Origin of the sequence: Pseudomonas faucium (assembly GCF_021602585.1) — a bacterium.
In the GTDB taxonomy this organism is placed as follows: domain Bacteria; phylum Pseudomonadota; class Gammaproteobacteria; order Pseudomonadales; family Pseudomonadaceae; genus Aquipseudomonas; species Aquipseudomonas faucium.
This window is the reverse complement of record NZ_BQIP01000017.1, coordinates 40,981-62,295: the sequence shown is the minus strand read 5'-3', so window position 1 is coordinate 62,295 and position 21,315 is coordinate 40,981. Positions and strand designations below refer to the sequence as shown.

The following is a 21,315-nucleotide window of genomic DNA, read 5'->3' as shown; positions in this document are numbered from 1 at the left end:
AGGGAGCAGCGGCATGACGGATCAATGGGATGCCGGGCGACTGGACAGTGACCTCGAAGGTGTCGGTTTCGACACCCTCGCGGTGCGCGCCGGTCAGAGCCGTTCACCGGAAGCAGAGCACAGCGAAGCGCTGTTCCTGACCTCCAGCTATGTGTTCCGCACGGCCGCCGATGCGGCTGCGCGCTTTGCCGGCGAAACGCCGGGCAACGTCTATTCGCGTTACACCAACCCCTCGGTGCGGGTGTTCGAAGAGCGCCTGGCCGCCATGGAAGGTGCCGAGCAGGCCGTGGCGACCTCCACCGGCATGGCAGCGTTGCTGGCCGTGGTGATGTCGCTGTGCAGCGCTGGCGACCATGTGCTGGTGTCGCAGAGCGTGTTCGGCTCGACCATCAGCCTGTTCGAAAAGTACTTCAAGCGCTTTGGCGTGCAGGTGGACTACGTGCCGCTGGTCGACCTCAACGGCTGGGAAAAGGCCATCAAGGCCAACACCAAGCTGCTGGTCGTCGAATCGCCGTCCAACCCACTGGCCGAGCTGGTCGATATCGCTGCGCTCAGCGAAATCGCCCACGCCCGCGGCGCCATGCTGGTGGTCGACAACTGCTTCAGCACCCCGGCCTTGCAGCAGCCGCTCAAGCTCGGTGCCGATATCGTGTTCCACTCGGCCACCAAGTTCATCGACGGCCAGGGCCGTTGCATGGGCGGTGTAGTCGCAGGGCGCGCCGAGCAGATGAAAGAAGTGGTGGGTTTCCTGCGTACCGCAGGCCCTACGCTCAGCCCGTTCAATGCCTGGATCTTCACCAAGGGCCTCGAAACCCTGAAGCTGCGCATGCGTGCCCACTGCGAGAGCGCCCAGTTGCTGGCTGAATGGCTGGAGCAGCAGGAAGGCGTGGAGAAGGTGCATTACGCCGGCCTGCCGAGCCACCCGCAGCACGAACTGGCCAAGCGCCAGATGAGCGGTTTCGGTGCGGTAGTCAGCTTCGAGGTCAAGGGTGGCAAAGAGGGCGCCTGGCGCTTCATCGATGCCACGCGGGTCATCTCCATCACCACCAACCTGGGCGACAGCAAAACCACCATCGCTCACCCGGCCACCACCTCCCACGGTCGCCTGACGCCGCAGGAGCGTGAGGCTGCGGGGATTCGCGACAGCTTGATCCGGGTTGCCGTGGGCCTTGAAGACGTGGCCGACCTGCAGGCGGACCTCGCCCGTGGGCTGGCGGTGCTGTGATGGAAATCAGGGGCGGTGTGCCGGGCCATAATGGCCGGGTTGCCCTGGTCACCGGTGCCGCCCGCGGCATCGGCCTGGGCATCGCCGCCTGGCTGATCTGCGAAGGCTGGCAGGTGGTGCTCAGCGACCTTGACCGCCCGCGCGGGGCCAAGGTGGCCAAGGCCCTGGGCGACAATGCCTGGTTCATCACCATGGACGTGGCCGACGAGGCCCAGGTCAGCGCCGGTGTTTCGCAAGTGCTCGGGCAGTTTGGGCGGCTGGACGCGCTGGTGTGCAACGCAGCCATCGCCAACCCGCACAACCAGACCCTGGAAAGCCTGAGCCTGGCGCAATGGAACCGGGTGCTGGCGGTCAACCTCAATGGCCCGATGCTGCTGGCCAAGCACTGCGCGCCGTACCTGCGGGCGCACAATGGCGCGATCGTCAACCTGACCTCGACCCGCGCCCGGCAGTCCGAGCCGGACACCGAGGCCTATGCGGCGAGCAAGGGTGGCCTGGTGGCCTTGACCCATGCCCTGGCCATGAGCCTGGGCCCGGAGATTCGTGTGAATGCGGTGAGCCCGGGTTGGATCGATGCGCGTGATCCGTCCCAGCGCCGCGCCGAACCGCTGAGCGAGGCCGACCATGCCCAGCATCCGACGGGCAGGGTAGGGACCGTGGAAGATGTGGCGGCCATGGTCGCCTGGTTGCTGTCGCGCCAGGCGGCGTTCGTCACTGGCCAGGAGTTCGTGGTCGATGGCGGCATGACCCGCAAGATGATCTACACCTGAGTTGCCAGCTGTGAGCAAAGGGACCGCAAGGTCCCTTTTCTTTTTTCAGCCTTTTTGAAAAAAATTCAACGGGGCTATTGACTTAGCATCGGTACCTGCGTAAATTTCGCGGCCTCAGCGAAGCAAACGCAACAAGCAACATCGCGAGGGTGATTAGCTCAGCCGGGAGAGCATCTGCCTTACAAGCAGAGGGTCGGCGGTTCGATCCCGTCATCACCCACCACTTCCTGAGGTTGTTCCTGACGCAGGCGGTTTCGCAAGAAGCCAAATGCCAGAGAGGAATAGGACGCAAGTCCACACTGCGCAGCGGTAGTTCAGTCGGTTAGAATACCGGCCTGTCACGCCGGGGGTCGCGGGTTCGAGTCCCGTCCGCTGCGCCATTTTTAGTAACAGATGGGTGCCTGGCACCGGTCTGAAGCCAAGGGCAAACATGCCTGAGGCTGATCCCAGTTTCAATCGGGCGCAAGCCTGAACGATACGCAGCGGTAGTTCAGTCGGTTAGAATACCGGCCTGTCACGCCGGGGGTCGCGGGTTCGAGTCCCGTCCGCTGCGCCATCTTCGCTTCGAGGCCCCATGAACGCCTTGAAGCACACACAAAAGAAGCGAACCTGTTTCGCTTTTTTTGTGCCTGCCCCGAGGCCATCGAGCCGCAAGGGCAGCCCCAGGTTTCAACCGGGCGCAAGCCTGGATGATACGCAGCGGTAGTTCAGTCGGTTAGAATACCGGCCTGTCACGCCGGGGGTCGCGGGTTCGAGTCCCGTCCGCTGCGCCATCTTCGCCTCGAGGCCCCTTGAACGCCTCGAAGCACAACGAGAAAGCGACCTTCGGGTCGCTTTTTTCGTTTCCGGGCCACCCAGGCCACTTTTACACGAAGCTGACAGACTCTTCACTGATGAACGGTTTCAGTGATCGGGTGCAGTGATGCACAATAGGCACCTCTCGACATACCCGGAATTGGCAATGACCAGATCATCCGTCTTTGGTGCGCTCGGGCTGGCCCTGGTGCTGGCGGGCGTGACCGGTTGCTCCTCGAAAAAAGCGGCGATCTACGAGCACGAGAACTTCGATGACTCGGGCACCTACTCGCGCAGTTTCCCCGTCACCGAGGCAGGCTCCTGCGAGGCCGCACGCCGCGCGCTGTTGAGCCAGGGCTACATCATCACCAGCAGTGGCGCCAACCAGATTGCCGGTAACAAGAGTTTCCAGCAGAACAACGAGAACCACCTGCAGATCAGCTTCAGCGTGACCTGCGCACCCGACAGCAGCGACGAGCAGCGCTCGACGGTGTTCGCCAATGCCCTGCAGGATCGCTATGCGCTCAAGAAGTCGAATACCTCGGCCAGCTTGGGCGTGGGCATTCTGGGGTCGGTGTCGATGCCGATCGGTTCCAGCGACGACTCCATGGTCAAGGTCGCCAGCGAAACGGTGACCGCGCCGCAGTTCTACGAGCGCTATTTTGCCCTGGTGGAAAGCTACCTGCCCAAGCCGAAGAAGGTCAGCAAAGCCAAGGTCGAGGCCCCTGCGCCGAAACCGGAAAAACCTGCGCCTGACCTGGGCTTGCCCGAGCAGGCCTCGATAGCGCCAGCTGCCCCCGCACCTGTCGCCCCCGCAGCGCCCGAGCCGGCCCCTGCGCCAGCTGCGCCCGCGAGCGAGGCAGTGCCAGCACCGGCGGTGGATGACAGCCAGGGCTCGCAGCCAGTTGCGCCGCCGTCGGAGGCTGCGCCGATCCAGGTGCAGCAGGACGCACCGCCCGCCGAAGCCGCGCCACCTTCGCCGTGAAGCGCGCAAACATCCGGTGTTACAGATGAGCGGGGGATAACTTCCCTGCCACCTGCTACGTTTACCACTTGTGTGCTTGTCATCATGCCTTCATCCCGCTCGCCTAGCGTGGAGGCATGACAAACGTAGACAAAGCGTGAAGAGGACGCAGGCGATGGATGACTATCAGGAAGAGTTGCTCGAATACCAGGCCTATGAGCTGGACACCCCGGAGCCAGCCGACGACGCCACCGAGCTTTAGCCTACCCGCCGCTGGCTGCGGCGAAACTCCCCCGGCGTGACGCCCGTCCAGCGCTTGAATGCGCGCTGGAAGGCTTCTGCCGATGCAAACCCCAACAGATAAGCGATCTCGCCAAAGGCCAGTTCCGTATCGCGGATATAGGTCTCGGCCAGGTCGCGCCGTGTGTCGTTGAGCAGGTTGCGAAAGCGCGTGCCTTCCTCGGCCAATTTGCGCCGCAAGGTCCAGGTGGGCAGTTGCAGGTGCAGCGCCACTTCTTCCAGGTCCGGTTCACGGCCGCCATTGAGCAGCGGGCCGAGCAGATGGGTGATGCGTTCGCCCAGGCTGCGCACCCGCGTGCGCTGGAGCATTTCTGCTTCGCACAGTTGCAGCAAGTGCTGCCAGGTGCTTGGGCAGTGTTGCGGGTTGGGCAGCTCCAGGGTGGCGCGGCTCAGGCGCAGCTGGTTGCCGCTGGCGCCAAATTGCACGGCACTGCTGCACAGCGGCTGATAATGGCTGGCGTAGTCCGGCGCTTCGAACTCCATTTCCAGCCGCTCGGCCTGCAGCGGGGCACCGGCCAGTGCGCCCAGTTGAGCCAGCCAGCCGGCCAGCAGCGAGTCGACCACGAAGCGGTTGTAGGTGTTGTAGGGGCTGATCGAATAGAAGCGCAGCCAGGCGCCTTGGGGGTCTTCCAGAAAGCTCGAATGGCCTCGGTAGTTGGCGGCGTACAGCGGCTCGAAACGCAGCAGGGTACGTGCAGCTTCTCCCAAGGTGGGCGCCTGGGCCGCGGTGACGCCCGCCAGGCCGGCTTGGGCCAGGCGGCTCAGGCGCCCCATGTGCAAACCCAGCGCAGGCTCCCCGCACAAGGCGATGGCAGCATGCCCCAGGTGCATATAGCGCGGGATCGACAGGCGTGCGCCGGCTTCGGCCAGGCGCGTGGGGTCAAGGCCGTAGCGGCGCAGCAAGGGGGCCGGGTCGTGGCCCAGGGCGCACAAGGCTTCGGCCAGGGGTTGGATGAACCCTACCGACAGCTCACCCAGGCGCACGCGGGGGCGAGGCATCGCCCTACAACCACAGGTTCAGCAGGCGCGCGCCGTGGCTGGGCGGGCCCGCCAGCAGCTCGCCGGCCTGGTGGGCAAAGCCCTGGCCGTCGCTGCCCTGTTCCCAGAACTGCCCGCGCATGAATACGCTCATGCTGCTCACCTGGCTGCCGGCCGCTTGGGTCAGTTGCTGCCATGCGGCCTGTTCGCTGACTTCGCCGCGTTGCAGGGCCAGCTCGGCCGTGGCGTCCTGGTGGCGGTTGCCACGCCATGGTGCCTGCCAGCTGCCCTTGCCGCTGAGAAATACCGGGTTGGCCACCAGTTGCACCTGTAGCTGTTCAAGCTGCTGCTGGTTCTCCGGGTACCAGCTGTCACTGCCGATCAGCACGCCGAGGCGCCCGGCCGGTGTCTGCAGCACTTGCAGCGGGAAGTGCCGGCCGTGGTGGATGTAGCGCCGCACTTCGCTGTCGGGGTACTGCTGGCGCTGGGGCTGGCCCAGCAGCGAGCCATCGGCGGCGAACACCAGGCTGCTGTTGAACAGCGGGCCATTGCCGGCATGCAACACGCCCTGTTCGACATAGGGGGCCGGCAGCACGATCGAGCCGGCCACCAGGGTGACGCCGAATTCCCGGGCCAGGCCGCCGAACAGCTGCTGGTAGTCGCTGGCCATCTGCTTGGCCTTCATGCGCAAGTGCGCATCGGCGCGTCGGTCATCGCCGCTGGCCTGCATCATGGCCAGCCCGTAGCGCAGCGGGTTGCTGAGCTCCAGCCACTGCTCGGCTTCGCGGCTGTGGGTGACCTGGTACAGCTCCTTCTTTTCGCCACGGGCCCACAGCCAGGTGCCGATGTGTTCCGGCAGAACAACAACCGTGCGCGGGCCAACCAGGCCTTGGGCGCGTGCTTGCTCCAGGTAGGCAGAAAGCTTGCGGTGCAGACGTTGCAGGTTCTGGTAGTCGCTGGGGAACAGTAACGGCTCGACGCCGAGCAGGTTGCCATGATCGCCAGGCACGCCGTGGTTGAGCGCCAGTTCGATGCGCAAGTCGGAAAGGTAGTGGCCCTCCGGGCGTTGTTGAGTCCAGAAGCCGTAGCCGCAGATGGCGGCAATCATCACCAGCGCCAGGGCGCCTGCCAGGAGTTTTCGCATTCAGCGGTACAGCGCCTGTGAGTACAAAGGTTTCCTAGGGTAGTCCTGCTGTGCGGGAGGATCAATAAGTTGTCAGTTTCGATCATTGAGCGCATTCAAACGGCTGTTTAATGTCGCTGACATAAACGACGGGGCCCGCCGAGGCACCCGCACTCCGTGATCATGCCACCAGGGGAACCCTTCCATGGCTGCCGAACGTTATCCGCACTTGCTGGCCCCGCTTGACCTGGGCTTCACCACCTTGCGCAACCGCACCCTGATGGGCTCGATGCACACCGGCCTGGAGGAGCGCCCGGGTGGTTTCGAGCGCATGGCGGCATATTTTGCCGAGCGTGCCCGAGGCGGCGTCGGCCTGATGGTCACCGGAGGCATCGCGCCCAACGATGAAGGTGGCGTGTATTCCGGCGCGGCCAAGCTGAGCACCGAGGAAGAAGCCGACAAGCACCGCATCGTCACCGAGGCCGTGCATGCCGCCGGCGGTAAGATCTGCCTGCAGATCCTGCATGCCGGGCGCTACGCCTACAGCCCGCGGCAGGTGGCGCCAAGCGCGATCCAGGCGCCGATCAACCCGTTCAAGCCCAAGGAGCTGGACGAGGCGGGCATCGAGAAGCAGATCGCCGACTTCGTCAATTGCGCCGTGTTGTCGCAGCGCGCCGGCTATGACGGGGTCGAGGTGATGGGCTCGGAAGGTTACTTCATCAACCAGTTCCTCGCCGCCCATACCAACCACCGTACCGACCGCTGGGGCGGCAGCTACGAGAACCGCATGCGCCTGGCCGTGGAGATCGTGCGCCGGGTGCGCGAGGCCGTTGGCCCCGAGTTCATCATCATCTTCCGCCTGTCGATGCTCGACCTGGTCGAAGGCGGCAGCAGCTGGGACGAGATCGTCCAGCTGGCCAAGGCCATCGAGCAGGCCGGCGCCACGCTGATCAACACCGGCATCGGCTGGCACGAAGCGCGTATTCCGACCATCGCCACCAAGGTGCCACGGGCCGCCTTCAGCAAGGTCACCGCCAAGCTGCGTGGCGCGGTCAAGATCCCGCTGATCACCACCAACCGCATCAACACCCCGGAAGTGGCCGAAGCGGTACTGGCCGAGGGGGATGCCGACATGGTCTCGATGGCGCGGCCGTTCCTCGCCGACCCGGACTTCGTCAACAAGGCCGCTGCCGGGCGCAGCGATACCATCAACACCTGCATCGGCTGCAACCAGGCCTGCCTGGACCACACCTTCGGCGGCAAGCTGACCAGCTGCCTGGTCAACCCGCGTGCCTGCCATGAAACCGAGCTCAACTACCTGCCGGTGCGCAGCGTCAAGCGCATTGCCGTGGTCGGTGCCGGCCCGGCCGGCCTGGCGGCGGCCACGGTGGCTGCCGAGCGCGGCCACGCGGTGACCCTGTTCGATTCGGCCAGCGAGATCGGCGGGCAGTTCAATGTCGCCAAACGCGTACCGGGCAAGGAGGAGTTCTTCGAAACCCTGCGTTATTTCCGCAACAAGGTGGAAAGTACCGGTGTCGACCTGCGGCTGAACACCCGGGTGGGCGTGCAGGCGCTGGTGGATGGCGCCTTCGACGAAATCATCCTCGCCACCGGCATTGCCCCGCGCACACCGGCCATTCCAGGTGTCGAGCATGCCAAGGTGCTGAGTTACCTGGACGTGCTGCTCCAGCGCAAGCCGGTGGGCGACGCGGTGGCGGTGATTGGTGCTGGCGGTATCGGTTTCGATGTTTCCGAATACCTGGTGCACCAGGGTGTGGCCACCAGCCAGGACCGCGAGGCGTTCTGGAAGGAGTGGGGCATCGACACCCAACTGGAGGCGCGCGGCGGCGTGGCAGGGGTCAAGGCCCAGCCGCATGCGCCGGCGCGCCAGGTTTACTTGCTGCAGCGCAAGAAGTCCAAGGTCGGCGATGGCCTGGGCAAGACCACCGGCTGGATCCACCGCACGGGGCTGAAGAACAAGCACGTGCAGATGCTCAACAGCGTCGAGTACCTGGGGATCGACGATGCGGGCCTGCACATTCGTGTAGGCGAAGGCGAGCCGCAGGTGCTGGCGGTGGACAACGTGGTGATCTGCGCCGGGCAGGAGCCGCTGCGCGAGCTGCATGAAGGGCTGCTGGCGGCCGGGCAGTCGGTGCACCTGATTGGTGGTGCGGATGTGGCGGCGGAGCTGGATGCCAAGCGCGCGATCAACCAGGGGTCGCGGCTGGCAGCCGAGCTTTGAGGTAGCCAGGGGCCGCACAGCGGCCCCAGTTTTTCCCTGTAAACTCCTGCCCATGACCACGCACTTGCAAGACCTCCCCCAAGCCCCTCTGCAACCCCTGAACCTGCCCTGGCTGGCAACCGCCGGGATAGCAGCCGCCATCCTGCGCCTGGACCTGATCGACCCGCTGATCAGCGGCAACAAATGGTTCAAGCTGCGCCACCACCTGCAGCAAGCCCAAGAAACCGGCGCCCCAGGGCTGATCAGCCTCGGCGGCAATCACTCCAACCACCTTCACGCCCTGGCCGCCGCAGGCAAGCGCTTCGGTTTCGCCACCGTCGGCCTGTTGCGCGGCCACCCCAAGCAAACGCCGACGGTACGTGACCTGCAGGCACTGGGCATGGAGTTGCACTGGCTTGGCTACGGCGGCTACCGCGCCCGTCACCAGGACGGCTTCTGGGCGCCTTGGCAGGCGCGCTACGCCAAATGGCACTGCATCCCCGAAGGCGGCGGCGGCCTGGCCGGGGCGCAGGGGTGTGCAGTGATCGTCGAACAGGCCCGGGTGCAGTTGGCGGCGCTGGGTTGGGCGGACTATGACGCCTGGTGGCTGGCCGCTGGCACCGGTACCACCCTGGCTGGCCTGGTGCTGGCCGAGGCCGGGGCGCATGGCGTGCATGGGGCGCTGGCGGTGCCATGGGATCATGGCGTGCCCGAGACGGTGACAGCGCTGGCAGGTACGCGTGGCTATCAACTGCATGAGGCGTGCCGGGGCGGCTTCGCCAAGGTCGATGAGCAACTGCTGGCGTTCATCGCCGAAACCGAAGCCCACACGGGTGTCCCGCTAGAGGCGCTCTACACCGGTAAAGCCCTGCTGGCCCTGCGCGATCAGGTCGAGGCCGGGCTGTTCGCGCCCGGTACTCGCCTGATCTTCCTGCACACCGGCGGGCTGCAGGGCCGACGCGGTTACTTGTAGGGCAGCATGCGCAGCAGCGTGTTGTCGCGCTGCACGTAGTGGTGGTACAGCCCGGCCAGCGCATGCAGGCCGATCAGCCAGTAGCCCCAGGTGGCCACGCGCTCGTGCCAGCCCTTGATGAACTTGGCCTGGTCCGGGTCTGGCCCGATCAGGTGCGGCAATTCCAGGCCATAGAAGGGCACGGGCTTGTCGGCGGCGCTGAGAATCAGCCAGCCGGCCAGGGGCAGGCCGATCATCAGCAGGTACAGCGCCAGGTGCATCAGGTGGGCAAGGCCGGTCTGCCAGGCCGGCGGCTTGGGCACGATGGGCGGGGCAGGGCGCAACAGGCGCACGGCCAGGCGCAGCCACACCAGCACGAACACGCTCAGGCCGAGCATGAAGTGCAGGTCCTTCATCAGGTTGCGCTCGGCGCTGTCCTTGGGGAACAGGCCGCGCAGCTCGATGCAGGCGTAGACGGCGGCCAGCAGCACCAGCATCAGCCAGTGCAGGGCGATGGACAGGCGCGAATAGTGGTTCGCGGAGGTGGATGAAACCATGGGCGGTCCTCGTCATCAGGTCATTGTGTGGCGCTCTTGGTGGCGCTCATCGTCAACTCTAACTGCCTGGAGTGAATAAAGCTTTGCGCCAAGTCTTGTAAAAGGGATCGGTGAGTTACCTGTGGGAGCCGGCTTGCCGGCGATAGGGCCCGGGCAGGCGACCTAAAAGCCGGGCAATTGCGGCCAGCTATCGGACACCAGGAATACCCGCTCGGCTTCATGCCACGCACCCGCCGAGTCGGGCTCGAGCTTCACCAGCATCTGCGCCGGCGCCTGCGGGTCCAGCTCCGCCAACCAGTGCGCGAACTGGAGCGGCGCCCAGCACTCATCCGCCTCGACCCGCGCCGGTGCCAGCCAGGCATGGCGGGGCAGTGGCTGCCAATGTTCCGTCACGCTCACAGGCCAATCCCGCCGTCTTATCCAGCGCCCACGCAGGTGCTGCGGGTTGGCCCCTTCAGGCGCTTGGGCATGCCCGGGCCAGGGGTAGAACAGGTAACCGGCAAGCCACAGGTGCGCCTGCACCTGCTGCACCCCGACCCCAGCCAGCGCCTCGCGGCTGTGCGCCTGCCCCGACATCGGCAGCTGATGCCCGGCCAGGTGCGCCAGCTTGATGCCCAGCCGGTCATGGCAGCCAGGCCCCAGCCACTGCGCCGGATCACGCCCCGCGCCGTCGACTGGCCCAAGGTAGAGCTTGATGGCCAGCTCAAGGTGATGAGTGCCATCGCCGTCGCGCAGCAGGATATCCAGCTCGCCCAATGTCCGGTTGTGGTCGCGAATGGCCAGGTTGGCGGCCAACAGCTCGACACCGGGCGCATGGTGCAGGGCGAACTGCCACAGACTTTCGTAGTACAGCCCCAGGCGCCGGCTGGTGAGTTTTGCCAGCCATTGGCGCAGCGGCTGCGGGTCGCTGTCCAACGCCTGCAACCAGCTCTTCAGGCGCCCGGGGTTCGCCGCCCAGGCGCTGCCCGCCAGCGGATGGCGCTGGGGGCAGGGTGGGGCGCTCAGCAGCGGTGGCGACAACAGCACCCAGGCCAGGTCGCGCACGGCCGGGCAGCGCAATTGGCGGGGCAGCGCGTGCAGCTCGGCGAAAGGCATCATGCTGCGAGCATAGCCGGTTTGCCGCTGGCCGGTCGTTTCGCCCATAATCCCGGCATTGTCACCCCGCCGCAGAGCCTCCCAGGAGCCCCATGGAGCAATTTCGCAATATCGGTATCATCGGCCGCCTTGGCAGCTCCCAGGTGCTCGACACCATTCGCCGACTGAAAAAATTCCTCCTCGATCGCCACCTGCACGTGATCCTCGAGGACACCATCGCCGAAGTGCTGCCCGGCCATGGCCTGCAGACCTCCACGCGCAAGCTGCTGGGCGAGGTCTGCGACCTGGTCATCGTCGTCGGCGGCGACGGCAGCCTGCTGGGCGCCGCTCGCGCCCTGGCGCGGCACAACATCCCGGTGCTCGGCATCAACCGCGGCAACCTGGGCTTTCTCACCGACATCCGCCCCGACGAGCTGGAAGAAAAAGTCGCCGAGGTGCTCGACGGCCACTACCTGGTGGAAAACCGCTTCCTGCTGCAGGCCGAGGTGCGCCGCCACAACGAGGCCATCGGCCAGGGCGATGCGCTCAACGACGTGGTCCTGCACCCGGGCAAGTCGACGCGGATGATCGAGTTCGAGATCTACATCGACGGCCAATTCGTCTGCAGCCAGAAGGCCGACGGCCTGATCGTCGCCACCCCGACCGGCTCCACCGCCTACGCGCTGTCGGCGGGCGGCCCGATCATGCATCCCAAGCTCGACGCCATCGTCATCGTGCCGATGTACCCGCACACCCTGTCGGGCCGGCCGATCGTGGTCGATGGCAACAGCGAGCTGAAGATCGTGGTGTCCAAGGACCTGCAGATCTACCCGCAAGTGTCCTGCGACGGCCAGAACCACTTCACCTGCGCCCCCGGCGACACCATCACGGTGAGCAAGAAGCCGCAGAAGCTGCGCCTGATCCACCCGCTCGACCACAATTACTACGAGGTTTGCCGCACCAAGCTCGGCTGGGGCAGCCGCCTGGGAGGCAGGGACGACTGATGCTCGATCCGGCGCGAAGTTTCGACATCATCGGCGACGTGCATGGCTGTGCACTGACCCTCGAACGCCTGCTCGACGCCCTCGGCTACAAGCGTGTCGGCGGCGTGTGGCGCCACCCGCGGCGCCAGGCGCTGTTCCTCGGCGACATCGTCGACCGCGGCCCGCGCATCCGCGAGGCGCTGCACATCGTCCACGACATGGTCGAGGCCGGCCAGGCGTTCTGCATCATGGGCAACCACGAATACAACGCCCTGGGCTGGGTCACCCCGGCGCTGCCCGGCAGCGGCAAGGCCTTCGTGCGCGAGCACACCCCGCGCCATGCCCGGCTGATCGACGAAACCCTGACCCAGTTCGCCCATCACCCCGGCGACTGGCACGATTTCCTCCAGTGGTTCTACGACATGCCGCTGTTCGTCGACGCCGGGCGTTTCCGCCTGGTGCATGCCTGCTGGGACCCGCGGCTGATCGCGCCGTTGCGCCAGCAGTACCCCGACGGGCGCATCGATGAGCATTTCATCCAGGCCTCGGCAGTGCCCGGCAGCTTCGCCGCCACCGTGTGCAACCGCTTGCTGCGCGGCACCGACATGCGCCTGCCGGACGGCTTGACCCTGACCGGCGGCGACGGCCTGACCCGCGCCTTCTTCCGCACCAAGTTCTGGGAAGAAGACCCGCAAACCTATGGCGACATCGTCTTCCAGCCCGATGCGCTGCCGGACGATGTGGCGCGCACGCCCCTGAGCCACACCGAGAAGAATGCCTTGCTACGCTATGCCGAGGACGAGCCGCTGCTGTTCGTCGGCCATTACTGGCGTAGCGGCCGACCGGCGCCGATCCGCGGCAACCTGGCCTGCCTCGACTACAGCGCGGTGCTGTACGGCAAGCTGGCGGCCTATCGGCTGGATGATGAAACCCGTATCGACCCGCACAAGTTCGTCTGGGTCGACGTTGACCGCCCACAGGCCAGCCAATGAATATCGTCGAAGTGATGCGCCTGCCGCTGTCGGTTGACCTCAGCGGCTTCGTCCACCTGCTGCAGCGCCTGCAGGTGCCCCACCGGGTCAGTGAAGAGGGCGAGGTCCAGGTGCTCTGGGCCCCGGACACCCTGGTGGCCGATGTGCTCCAGCTGTACCAGCGCTACCCCGACGGCAATGCCGACATCGAAGCCGCTGCGCCCTCTGTGGCAGCCGGCTTGCCGGCCCAAGGCCCGACCCTGGCCGAACAGGCAAAAGCCTGCAAGGTCACCGCCTTCATCCTGGTGCTCTGCCTGGTCGTCGCCGGCCTCACCAGCCTGGGCGACAACCTCGCCACCATCAGCTGGTTCACCTTCCTCGACTTCCGCGTCCAGGGCGAATACCTGCACTTCACCCCGTTGGCCCAGAGCCTGGCCGAAGGCCAGTGGTGGCGCCTGGTGTCGCCGATGCTGCTGCATTTCGGCGTGCTGCACCTGGCCATGAACGGCCTGTGGTACTGGGAGCTGGGCAAGCGCATCGAACTGCGCCAGGGCCCCTGGATGCTGCTGGGCCTGACCTTGCTGTTCAGCCTGGTGTCGAACCTGGCCCAGCACTACACCAGCGGGCCGAGCCTGTTCGGCGGCCTGTCCGGCGTGCTGTACGGCCTGCTCGGCCACGTCTGGCTGTACCAGTGGCTGGCGCCCAACCGTTTGTTCAGCCTGCCCAAGGGCGTGCTGGTGATGATGCTGGTCTGGCTGGTCATCTGCCTGACCGGTGTGGTCGGCCAGCTCGGCTTCGGCCAGATCGCCAACGCCGCCCACGTCGGCGGGCTGCTCATCGGATGCCTGACGGGCCTCTTGGGCGGGGCGCTGGCCCGGCGTAAACTGTCCGCTTGATTTAGGAGACGCTATGTCCACGTTCACGCAAATGATCGAAAACATCACCCCGGAAATCTACCAGAGCCTGAAAACGGCGGTGGAAATCGGCAAATGGTCCGATGGCCGCAAGCTCACCGCCGAGCAGAAAGAGCTGTCGCTGCAGGCGGTGATCGCCTGGGAGATGAAGAACCTGCCCGAAGACCAGCGTACCGGTTACATGGGCCCGCAGGAGTGCGCCTCGAAGTCCGCACCGATTGCCAACATCCTGTTCAAGTCGGACTCGGTACATTGATCGAACTCGCTCGTGGCTCTTTGAGCAAGATGGCGGTCAGCCTGCAGGCGCCGCTGGTGCAGTACAACCTGCGCCTGGATGACACCCAGGTGCCGGTCAACCCCATGATCGGCCAGCGCCTGCGCCTGGAGTACCTGGGCGCCATCCACTGCAGCCATTGCGGCAAGCGCACCAAGACCAGCTTCAGCCAGGGTTACTGCTACCCGTGCATGACCAAGCTGGCCCAGTGCGACGTGTGCATCATGGCCCCGGAAAGATGCCACTACGACGCCGGCACCTGCCGCGAACCGTCCTGGGGCGAACAGTTCTGCATGACCGACCATGTGGTCTACCTGGCCAACTCGTCGGGGATCAAGGTCGGCATCACCCGCGCCACCCAGCTGCCCACCCGCTGGCTCGACCAGGGTGCCAGCCAGGCGCTGCCGATCATGCGCGTGGCCACCCGCCAGCAATCGGGCCTGGTCGAAGACGTGCTGCGCAGCCAGGTGCCGGACCGCACCAACTGGCGCGCACTGCTCAAGGGCGACGCCGAAGTGCTCGACCTGGTGGCCATCCGCGAACAAATCTTCGACGCCTGCGCCGAGCGCCTGCGCGAGCTGCAGGGGCGCTTTGGCCTGCAGGCGATCCAGCCGCTGCCGGACGCCGAAGTGGTGCAGATGAAATACCCGGTCGAGGCCTACCCGAAGAAGATCGTCAGCTTCAACCTCGACAAGGACCCGGTGGTGGAAGGCACGCTGCTGGGCATCAAGGGCCAGTACCTGATCTTCGACACCGGCGTGATCAACATTCGCAAGTACACGGCCTACCAGTTGGCCGTACTCCAGTAAAAAGGACCTGCACATGCGTACCGAACAACCGCGAGTGATCTACCTCAAGGACTACCAGGCGCCCGAGTACCTGATCGACGAGACGCACCTGACCTTCGAGCTGTTCGAGGACCACACCCTGGTCCATGCGCAACTGGTCATGCGCCGCAACCCGGCACGCGGTGCCGGCCTGCCGCCATTGGTGCTCGATGGCCAGGCGCTGGAGCTGCTGCGCGCTTCGCTGGACGATGCCGAGCTGCAGGCCAGCGACTACCAGCTCGAAGCCGACAGCCTGACCGTGCAGCCCAAAGCCGAGCGCTTCACCCTCGACACCAGCGTGAAGATCCACCCGGAAAGCAACACCGCGCTGGAAGGCCTGTACAAGTCCGGCAAGATGTTCTGCACCCAGTGCGAGGCCGAGGGTTTTCGCAAGATCACCTACTACCTCGACCGCCCGGATGTGATGAGCACCTTCACCACCACGGTGATCGCCGAGCAGCATCGCTACCCGGTGCTGTTGAGCAACGGCAACCCAATCGGCAGCGGCCCGGCCGAAGACGGCCGCCACTGGGCGACCTGGGAAGACCCGTTCATGAAGCCGGCCTACCTGTTCGCGCTGGTGGCCGGTGACCTCTGGTGCGTGGAAGACAAGTTCGTGCGCCAGTCCGGCCGCGACGTGACCCTGCGCATCTACGTCGAGCCCGAGAACATCGACAAGTGCGACCACGCCATGGTCAGCCTGAAGAAGTCCATGCGCTGGGACGAAGAGGTCTACGGCCGGGAATACGACCTGGACATCTTCATGATCGTCGCGGTCAACGATTTCAACATGGGCGCCATGGAAAACAAGGGCCTGAACATCTTCAACTCGAGCTGCGTGCTGGCTCGCGCCGAAACCGCCACCGATGCTGCCCACCAGCGCGTCGAAGGGGTGGTCGCCCACGAGTACTTCCACAACTGGTCGGGCAACCGCGTGACCTGCCGCGACTGGTTCCAGCTGTCGCTCAAGGAAGGCTTCACGGTGTTCCGTGACGCCGAGTTCAGCGCCGACATGAACTCGCGCACGGTCAAGCGCATCGAGGACGTGGCTTACCTGCGTACCCACCAGTTCGCCGAAGACGCCGGCCCCATGGCCCACCCGGTGCGCCCGGACAGCTTCATCGAGATTTCCAACTTCTACACCCTGACCGTGTATGAAAAGGGTGCCGAAGTGGTGCGCATGGTCCGCACCCTGCTGGGGGCCGAGGGCTTCCGCAAAGGCAGCGACCTGTACTTCGAGCGCCACGATGGTCAGGCGGTGACCACCGACGACTTCATCAAGGCCATGGAAGATGCCAACGGCGTCGACCTGGCCCAGTTCAAGCGCTGGTACAGCCAGGCCGGCACGCCGCGCCTGGAAGTCAGCGAGGCCTACGACAGCGCCGCGCAGACCTACAGCCTGACCTTCCGCCAGAGCTGCCCGCCAACCCCGGACAAGGCCGAGAAGCTGCCGTTCGTGGTCCCGGTGGAGCTGGGCCTGCTGGACGCCCAGGGCAACGACCTGCCGCTGCGCCTGGTGGGTGAATCGGCCGCTGCCGGCAGCAGCCGCGTGCTGTCGGTGACCGAGGCCGAGCAGACCTTCACCTTCGAAGGCATCGGCGCCAAGCCGCTGCCGTCGCTGCTGCGCGGTTTCAGCGCGCCGGTGAAGCTGAGCTTCCCCTACGACCGCGACCAGCTGATGTTCCTCATGCAGCACGACAGCGACGGCTTCAACCGTTGGGAAGCGGGGCAGCAGTTGTCGGTGCAGGTGCTGCAGGAGCTGATCGGCCAGCACCAGCGCGGTGAAGCGCTGAAGCTCGACCCACGGCTGATCACCGCCCTGGGCACCGTGCTGGCGAATGAGGCGCTGGACGCGGCCATGGTGGCCGAGATGCTGTCGCTGCCGGGCGAGGCCTACCTCACCGAGATCAGCCAGGTGGCGGATGTCGATGCCATCCACGCCGCCCGCGAGTTCGCCCGCCGGCAGATCGCCGAGCAACTGTTCGATGCCCTGTGGGCGCGCTACCAGGCCAACCGCGAGGTGTCGCGCAACACCGCCTACGTGGCCGCCGCCGAGCACTTCGCCCGCCGCAGCCTGCAGAACATCGCCCTGTCGTACCTGATGCTCAGCGGCAAGGCGCAGGTGCTGCAAGCGACCCTGGAGCAGTTCGAACAGTGCGACAACATGACCGAGCGCCTGACGGCGCTGGCGGTGCTGGTCAATTCGCCGTTCGAAGCCGAACGCGCCAAGGCGCTGGAAAGCTTTGCCGAGCACTTCAAGGACAACCCGCTGGTGATGGACCAGTGGTTCAGCGTGCAGGCCGCCAGCGCCTTGCCGGGCGGGCTGGCGCGGGTCAAGGCGCTGATGCAGCACCCGGCGTTCACCTTGAAGAACCCGAACAAGGTGCGGGCGTTGGTTGGTGCGTTTGCCGGGCAGAACCTGGTCAACTTCCATGCGGCCGATGGCTCGGGGTATCGCTTCCTGGCGGACCTGGTGATCGAGCTCAATGCACTGAACCCGCAGATTGCCTCGCGGCAGTTGGCGCCTTTGACGCGCTGGCGCAAGTACGACGCTGCGCGCCAGGCGCTGATGAAAGCGGAGCTGGAGCGGATTCTCGCGTCTGGGGCGCTGTCCAGCGATGTGTATGAAGTGGTGAGCAAGAGCCTGGCCTGAGGGCTATTGGGGCTGCTTTGCAGCCCATCGCCGGCAAGCCGGCTCCTACCTGTTCTTGTGGGAGCCGGGCTTGCCGGCGATGGGCCGCAAAGCGGCCCCTGCTTTTTCTGGTTAACAAAACATAACGCAGCGTGCGTTGTAATCTCTCAATCCCCCCCGATACGATGGCCGCAAGCTATTGCAGGCCTCTACCACGAGCTTTTCGCAATACCTGCAAGGCACAGACCCACTAACAAGAACAAACAGGGGGCGGTCATGAGGGAGCGGGTAACGACGCAGGCCAGGCGCAGCGCCTGGCCATTGGCAGCCGGCGCGATGCTGGCGCTGGCGCTGGGCATCTGGGCAGACACCGCGCAAGCGGCGGGCGCCGACGAATACTCCAGCGAATCGGCCAGGGCCAGCCAGAGCCTGCTGATCGCAGCCGCCCATGCCGGCTCACGCCTGGTGGTGGTCGGCGATCGCGGCCACATCCTGTTCTCCGACGACCAGGGCAAGACCTGGACCCAGGCCCGGGTACCCACCCGGCAACTGCTCACCGCCGTGTTCTTCCTCGACGACAAGCGCGGCTGGGCGGTCGGCCACGACGCCCAGGTGCTCACCAGCAACGACGGTGGCGCCACCTGGACCAAGCAGTTCGAAGACCTCTCCCGTGAAGCGCCGCTGCTCGATATCGCCTTCCTCGATGCCCACCACGGCTTTGCCGTCGGTGCCTATGGCGCGATGCTGGAAACCACCGATGGCGGCCAGCACTGGCAAGACGTCGGCGAGCGCCTGGACAACCCCGACCAGTTCCACCTCAACGGTATCGCCGTGGTCAAGGACGCCGGGCTATTCATCGTCGGCGAGCAGGGCAGCATGTACCGCTCCGGTGACAACGGCCAGACCTGGGCCAGGCTCGAAGGCCCCTACGAGGGCTCGCTGTTCGGTGTGATCGGCACCGCCAGTGCCCGCACGCTGCTGGCCTACGGCCTGCGCGGCAACCTGTTCCGCTCCACCGATTTCGGCGACAGCTGGCAGCCCATCGAACTCAAGGCCGCCCGCGGCAACCTCGAATTCGGCCTGGCAAGCGCTACGCTTCTGGAGGATGGCAGCCTGGTATTGGTCGGCAATGGCGGCAGCGTGCTGCGCAGCCATGACGATGGGCAGACGTTCAGCGTCTACAACCGCAGCGACCGCATCGCCCTGGCCGGGGTCAGTGGCCTGGCCGATGGCGGCCTGTTGCTGGTGGGGCAGGGTGGCGTGCATGTGGCCACCGCCGAAGGTGCCGACCAAGCCAACAAGGAGCCGCGTCCATGACCAGCAGGGAGAGCATTACCATGCACCCGCACCACCAGGACAAGGCCACCCTGCTCGAGCGCCTGATCTTCAACAACCGCCCGGTGGTCATTGGCCTGTGCCTGCTGGTGAGCATTTTTCTGTTCTGGCAGGCCACGCAGATCCGCCCTTCGACCAGTTTCGAGAAGATGATCCCGCTGCAGCACCCCTTCATCGAGCAGATGATGGAGCACCGTAACGACCTGGCCAACCTGGGCAACACCGTGCGCATCTCGGTCGAGGCGGTCAACGGCGATATCTTCGACAAAAACTACATGGAGACGCTGCGCCAGATCCATGACGAGGTGTTCTACATCCCAGGCGTCGACCGCGCCGGGCTCAAGTCGCTGTGGAGCCCCAGCGTGCGCTGGAGCGAGGTGACCGAGGAGGGCTTCTCCGGCGGCGAGGTGATCCCCAATACCTACAACGGCTCGGCCGAAAGCCTCGACACGCTGCGTGACAACGTCCTCAAGTCCGGCCAGGTCGGGCGCCTGGTGGGCAACAACTTCAAGTCCAGCATCGTCGATATCCCGTTGCTGGAGAGCTTCCCCGACCCACAGGACCCGGGCAAGCAGGTCAAGCTCGACTACCAGAAGTTCTCGCACCAGCTCGAAGCGCAGATCCGCGACAAGTTCCAGGCGCAGAACCCCAACGTGAAGGTCCACATCGTCGGCTTCGCCAAGAAGGTCGGCGACCTGATCGACGGCCTGGTGATGGTGGCGATGTTCTTCGGCGTGGCCCTGGTCATCACCTGGATCCTGCTGTACTGGTTCACCTGGTGCATCCGCAGCACCATCGCCGTGCTCATCACCACCCTGGTGGCGGTGGTCTGGCAGCTGGGCCTGATGCATGCCGTGGGCTTCGGCCTGGACCCTTACTCGATGCTGGTGCCGTTCCTGATCTTCGCCATCGGCATTTCCCACGGGGTGCAGAAGATCAACGGCATCGCCTTGCAGTCCAGTGGCGCCGACAACGCCCTGACCGCCGCCCGGCGCACCTTCCGCCAACTGTTCCTGCCGGGGATGATCGCCATCCTCGCCGACGCGGTGGGCTTCATCACCCTGCTGATCATCGACATCGGCGTGATCCGCGAGCTGGCCATCGGCGCCTCGATCGGCGTGGCGGTGATCGTCTTCACCAACCTGATCCTGCTGCCGGTGGCGATTTCCTATGTCGGCATCAGCAAGAAGGCCGTCGAGCGCAGCAAGAAGGACGCCACCCGCGAGCACCCGTTCTGGCGCCTGCTGTCGAACTTCGCCAGCGCCAAGGTGGCGCCGGTGTCGGTCATCCTGGCACTGGTGATGTTCGGTGGCGGCCTGTGGTACAGCCAGAACCTGAAGATCGGCGACCTCGACCAGGGCGCACCGGAGCTGCGCCCCGATTCGCGCTACAACCAGGACAACAACTTCATCATCAGCAACTACTCCACCAGCTCCGATGTGCTGGTGATCATGGTCAAGACCCCGGCGGAAAGCTGTTCGATCCATTCCACCATGGCGCCGATCGACGAGCTGATGTGGACCATGGAGAACACCCCGGGGGTGCAGTCGGCGATTTCCCTGGTCACCGTGTCCAAGCAGGTGATCAAGGGCATGAACGAGGGCAACCTGAAGTGGGAAACCCTGTCGCGCAACCCGGATGTGCTCAACAACTCCATCGCCCGCGCCGACGGCCTGTACAACGGCGACTGCTCGCTGGCGCCGGTGCTGGTGTTCCTCAACGACCACAAGGCCGAAACCCTGGAGCGGGTCACCCAGGTGGCCAAGGCGTTCGCCGACAGCCACAACAAGGACGGCCTGCAGTTCCTCCTGGCGGCCGGTAATGCCGGGATCGAGGCGGCCACCAACGAGGTGATCAAGTCGGCCGAGCTGACCATCCTGGTGCTGGTCTACATCTGCGTGGCGGTGATGTGCCTGATCACCTTCCGCTCCTTTGCCGCCACCTTGTGCATCGTGCTGCCGCTGGTCCTGACCTCGGTGCTGGGCAACGCGCTGATGGCGTTCATGGGCATCGGCGTGAAGGTCGCCACCCTGCCGGTGGTGGCGCTGGGCGTGGGCATTGGTGTGGACTACGGCATCTACATCTACAGCCGCCTGGAGAGCTTCCTGCGTGCCGGCCTGCCGTTGCAGGAGGCGTACTACGAAACCCTGCGTTCCACCGGCAAGGCGGTGCTGTTCACCGGCCTGTGCCTGGCCATCGGGGTGTGCACCTGGATCTTCTCGGCGATCAAGTTCCAGGCCGACATGGGGCTGATGCTGACCTTCATGCTGCTGTGGAACATGTTTGGCGCCCTGTGGCTGCTGCCGGCACTGGCGCGGTTTTTGATCAAGCCCGAGAAGATGGTGGGCAAGGAAGGGGGCTCGATCTTCGCCCATTGAGGGGTAAGGGGCCGCTTTGCGGCCCAATCGCTGGCAAGCCAG

General features: G+C 65.4%; 17 protein-coding genes and 4 tRNA genes. 17 read left to right on the top strand and 4 right to left on the bottom strand.

Annotated elements, in window-relative coordinates; translation table 11 throughout:
- Window positions 1–13: 13 nt before the first annotated feature.
- The 7 genes from L6D75_RS19095 (at window position 14) to L6D75_RS19065 (ending at window position 3,775) form a co-directional block, all read left to right on the top strand.
- Window positions 14–1,225: an O-succinylhomoserine sulfhydrylase gene (locus tag L6D75_RS19095; RefSeq protein ID WP_176512271.1), complete on the top strand. Its 1,212-nt coding sequence runs from the start codon at window positions 14–16 to the stop codon at window positions 1,223–1,225.
- Window positions 1,225–1,995 (top strand): SDR family oxidoreductase, encoded by a 771-nt coding sequence (locus L6D75_RS19090; protein WP_176512272.1) that lies wholly within the window; start codon window positions 1,225–1,227, stop codon window positions 1,993–1,995. Before L6D75_RS19095 ends, L6D75_RS19090 begins: the two co-directional genes overlap by 1 nt.
- A gap of 147 nt (window positions 1,996–2,142) precedes the next feature.
- Window positions 2,143–2,218 (top strand) — tRNA-Val (locus tag L6D75_RS19085).
- Window positions 2,219–2,298: 80 nt separating this feature from the next.
- Window positions 2,299–2,375: transfer RNA gene (locus L6D75_RS19080), tRNA-Asp, on the top strand.
- A gap of 99 nt (window positions 2,376–2,474) precedes the next feature.
- Window positions 2,475–2,551 (top strand) — tRNA-Asp (locus L6D75_RS19075).
- Between the two features lie 140 nt (window positions 2,552–2,691).
- Window positions 2,692–2,768 (top strand) — tRNA-Asp (locus tag L6D75_RS19070).
- Between the two features lie 188 nt (window positions 2,769–2,956).
- Entirely contained in the window at window positions 2,957–3,775 is an 819-nt protein-coding gene (locus tag L6D75_RS19065) for a DUF2242 domain-containing protein (RefSeq protein ID WP_176512273.1), read from the top strand.
- Between the two features lie 237 nt (window positions 3,776–4,012).
- Here L6D75_RS19065 and L6D75_RS19060 read toward each other — a convergent pair whose 3' ends face one another.
- Window positions 4,013–5,053 carry an AraC family transcriptional regulator gene (locus L6D75_RS19060; RefSeq protein WP_176512274.1) on the bottom strand — a complete coding sequence of 347 codons (1,041 nt, stop codon included), beginning with the start codon at window positions 5,051–5,053 and terminating at the stop codon, window positions 4,013–4,015.
- 4 nt (window positions 5,054–5,057) lie between these two features.
- Window positions 5,058–6,176: a nitrilase-related carbon-nitrogen hydrolase gene (locus L6D75_RS19055; RefSeq protein ID WP_176512275.1), complete on the bottom strand. Its 1,119-nt coding sequence runs from the start codon at window positions 6,174–6,176 to the stop codon at window positions 5,058–5,060.
- Window positions 6,177–6,360: 184 nt separating this feature from the next.
- On the opposite strand from L6D75_RS19055, the gene L6D75_RS19050 reads away from it, so the two are divergent.
- Together L6D75_RS19050 and L6D75_RS19045 are read left to right on the top strand one after the other, a co-directional pair.
- Window positions 6,361–8,397: an NADPH-dependent 2,4-dienoyl-CoA reductase gene (locus L6D75_RS19050; protein WP_176512276.1), complete on the top strand. Its 2,037-nt coding sequence runs from the start codon at window positions 6,361–6,363 to the stop codon at window positions 8,395–8,397.
- Between the two features lie 52 nt (window positions 8,398–8,449).
- Window positions 8,450–9,349, top strand: a complete 900-nt coding sequence (locus tag L6D75_RS19045; RefSeq protein WP_176512277.1) for a 1-aminocyclopropane-1-carboxylate deaminase/D-cysteine desulfhydrase — start codon at window positions 8,450–8,452, stop codon at window positions 9,347–9,349.
- Here the strand turns inward: L6D75_RS19045 and cybB are convergent.
- Window positions 9,340–9,885 carry a cytochrome b561 gene (cybB, locus tag L6D75_RS19040; protein WP_176512278.1) on the bottom strand — a complete coding sequence of 182 codons (546 nt, stop codon included), beginning with the start codon at window positions 9,883–9,885 and terminating at the stop codon, window positions 9,340–9,342. The genes L6D75_RS19045 and cybB overlap by 10 nt on opposite strands.
- 162 nt (window positions 9,886–10,047) lie before the next feature.
- Complete coding sequence (locus L6D75_RS19035; protein WP_176512279.1) at window positions 10,048–11,028, bottom strand: DUF1853 family protein; 981 nt, start codon at window positions 11,026–11,028, stop codon at window positions 10,048–10,050.
- A 44-nt stretch (window positions 11,029–11,072) separates the two neighbouring features.
- On the opposite strand from L6D75_RS19035, the gene L6D75_RS19030 reads away from it, so the two are divergent.
- The 8 genes from L6D75_RS19030 (at window position 11,073) to L6D75_RS18995 (ending at window position 21,273) form a co-directional block, all read left to right on the top strand.
- The gene (locus L6D75_RS19030; RefSeq protein WP_176512280.1) at window positions 11,073–11,963 is read left to right on the top strand and encodes an NAD(+) kinase; all 891 of its coding nucleotides are present in this window, start codon (window positions 11,073–11,075) and stop codon (window positions 11,961–11,963) included.
- On the top strand, window positions 11,960–12,934 hold the full coding sequence (locus L6D75_RS19025; protein ID WP_176512287.1) for a metallophosphoesterase: 975 nt from the start codon (window positions 11,960–11,962) through the stop codon (window positions 12,932–12,934). The genes L6D75_RS19030 and L6D75_RS19025 overlap by 4 nt, the downstream gene beginning before the upstream one ends.
- A complete protein-coding gene (locus L6D75_RS19020) occupies window positions 12,931–13,809 on the top strand; it encodes a rhomboid family intramembrane serine protease (protein ID WP_176512281.1) in 879 nt (292 codons plus the stop codon). The genes L6D75_RS19025 and L6D75_RS19020 overlap by 4 nt, the downstream gene beginning before the upstream one ends.
- A gap of 13 nt (window positions 13,810–13,822) precedes the next feature.
- Window positions 13,823–14,083, top strand: coding sequence for a YeaC family protein (locus L6D75_RS19015; RefSeq protein ID WP_176512282.1), 261 nt, complete (start codon window positions 13,823–13,825; stop codon window positions 14,081–14,083).
- Window positions 14,080–14,910, top strand: a complete 831-nt coding sequence (locus L6D75_RS19010; protein ID WP_176512283.1) for a DUF2797 domain-containing protein — start codon at window positions 14,080–14,082, stop codon at window positions 14,908–14,910. The genes L6D75_RS19015 and L6D75_RS19010 overlap by 4 nt, the downstream gene beginning before the upstream one ends.
- A 13-nt stretch (window positions 14,911–14,923) precedes the next feature.
- The gene (pepN, locus tag L6D75_RS19005; RefSeq protein WP_176512284.1) at window positions 14,924–17,581 is read left to right on the top strand and encodes an aminopeptidase N; all 2,658 of its coding nucleotides are present in this window, start codon (window positions 14,924–14,926) and stop codon (window positions 17,579–17,581) included.
- 255 nt (window positions 17,582–17,836) lie between these two features.
- Window positions 17,837–18,877, top strand: a complete 1,041-nt coding sequence (locus L6D75_RS19000) for a YCF48-related protein (RefSeq protein ID WP_176512285.1) — start codon at window positions 17,837–17,839, stop codon at window positions 18,875–18,877.
- Window positions 18,878–18,897: 20 nt separating this feature from the next.
- On the top strand, window positions 18,898–21,273 hold the full coding sequence (locus tag L6D75_RS18995) for an efflux RND transporter permease subunit (RefSeq protein ID WP_176512288.1): 2,376 nt from the start codon (window positions 18,898–18,900) through the stop codon (window positions 21,271–21,273).
- The last annotated feature ends 42 nt before the right edge of the window (window positions 21,274–21,315 follow it).

Coding starts and splice junctions, on each gene's coding strand:
- L6D75_RS19095 (WP_176512271.1), top strand. CDS start 14: ATGACGGATCAATGGGATGCCGGGCGACTGGACAGTGACCTCGAAGGT.
- L6D75_RS19090 (WP_176512272.1), top strand. CDS start 1,225: ATGGAAATCAGGGGCGGTGTGCCGGGCCATAATGGCCGGGTTGCCCTG.
- L6D75_RS19065 (WP_176512273.1), top strand. CDS start 2,957: ATGACCAGATCATCCGTCTTTGGTGCGCTCGGGCTGGCCCTGGTGCTG.
- L6D75_RS19060 (WP_176512274.1), bottom strand. CDS start 5,053: ATGCCTCGCCCCCGCGTGCGCCTGGGTGAGCTGTCGGTAGGGTTCATC.
- L6D75_RS19055 (WP_176512275.1), bottom strand. CDS start 6,176: ATGCGAAAACTCCTGGCAGGCGCCCTGGCGCTGGTGATGATTGCCGCC.
- L6D75_RS19050 (WP_176512276.1), top strand. CDS start 6,361: ATGGCTGCCGAACGTTATCCGCACTTGCTGGCCCCGCTTGACCTGGGC.
- L6D75_RS19045 (WP_176512277.1), top strand. CDS start 8,450: ATGACCACGCACTTGCAAGACCTCCCCCAAGCCCCTCTGCAACCCCTG.
- cybB (WP_176512278.1), bottom strand. CDS start 9,885: ATGGTTTCATCCACCTCCGCGAACCACTATTCGCGCCTGTCCATCGCC.
- L6D75_RS19035 (WP_176512279.1), bottom strand. CDS start 11,028: ATGGGCGAAACGACCGGCCAGCGGCAAACCGGCTATGCTCGCAGCATG.
- L6D75_RS19030 (WP_176512280.1), top strand. CDS start 11,073: ATGGAGCAATTTCGCAATATCGGTATCATCGGCCGCCTTGGCAGCTCC.
- L6D75_RS19020 (WP_176512281.1), top strand. CDS start 12,931: ATGAATATCGTCGAAGTGATGCGCCTGCCGCTGTCGGTTGACCTCAGC.
- L6D75_RS19015 (WP_176512282.1), top strand. CDS start 13,823: ATGTCCACGTTCACGCAAATGATCGAAAACATCACCCCGGAAATCTAC.
- pepN (WP_176512284.1), top strand. CDS start 14,924: ATGCGTACCGAACAACCGCGAGTGATCTACCTCAAGGACTACCAGGCG.
- L6D75_RS19000 (WP_176512285.1), top strand. CDS start 17,837: ATGAGGGAGCGGGTAACGACGCAGGCCAGGCGCAGCGCCTGGCCATTG.
- L6D75_RS18995 (WP_176512288.1), top strand. CDS start 18,898: ATGCACCCGCACCACCAGGACAAGGCCACCCTGCTCGAGCGCCTGATC.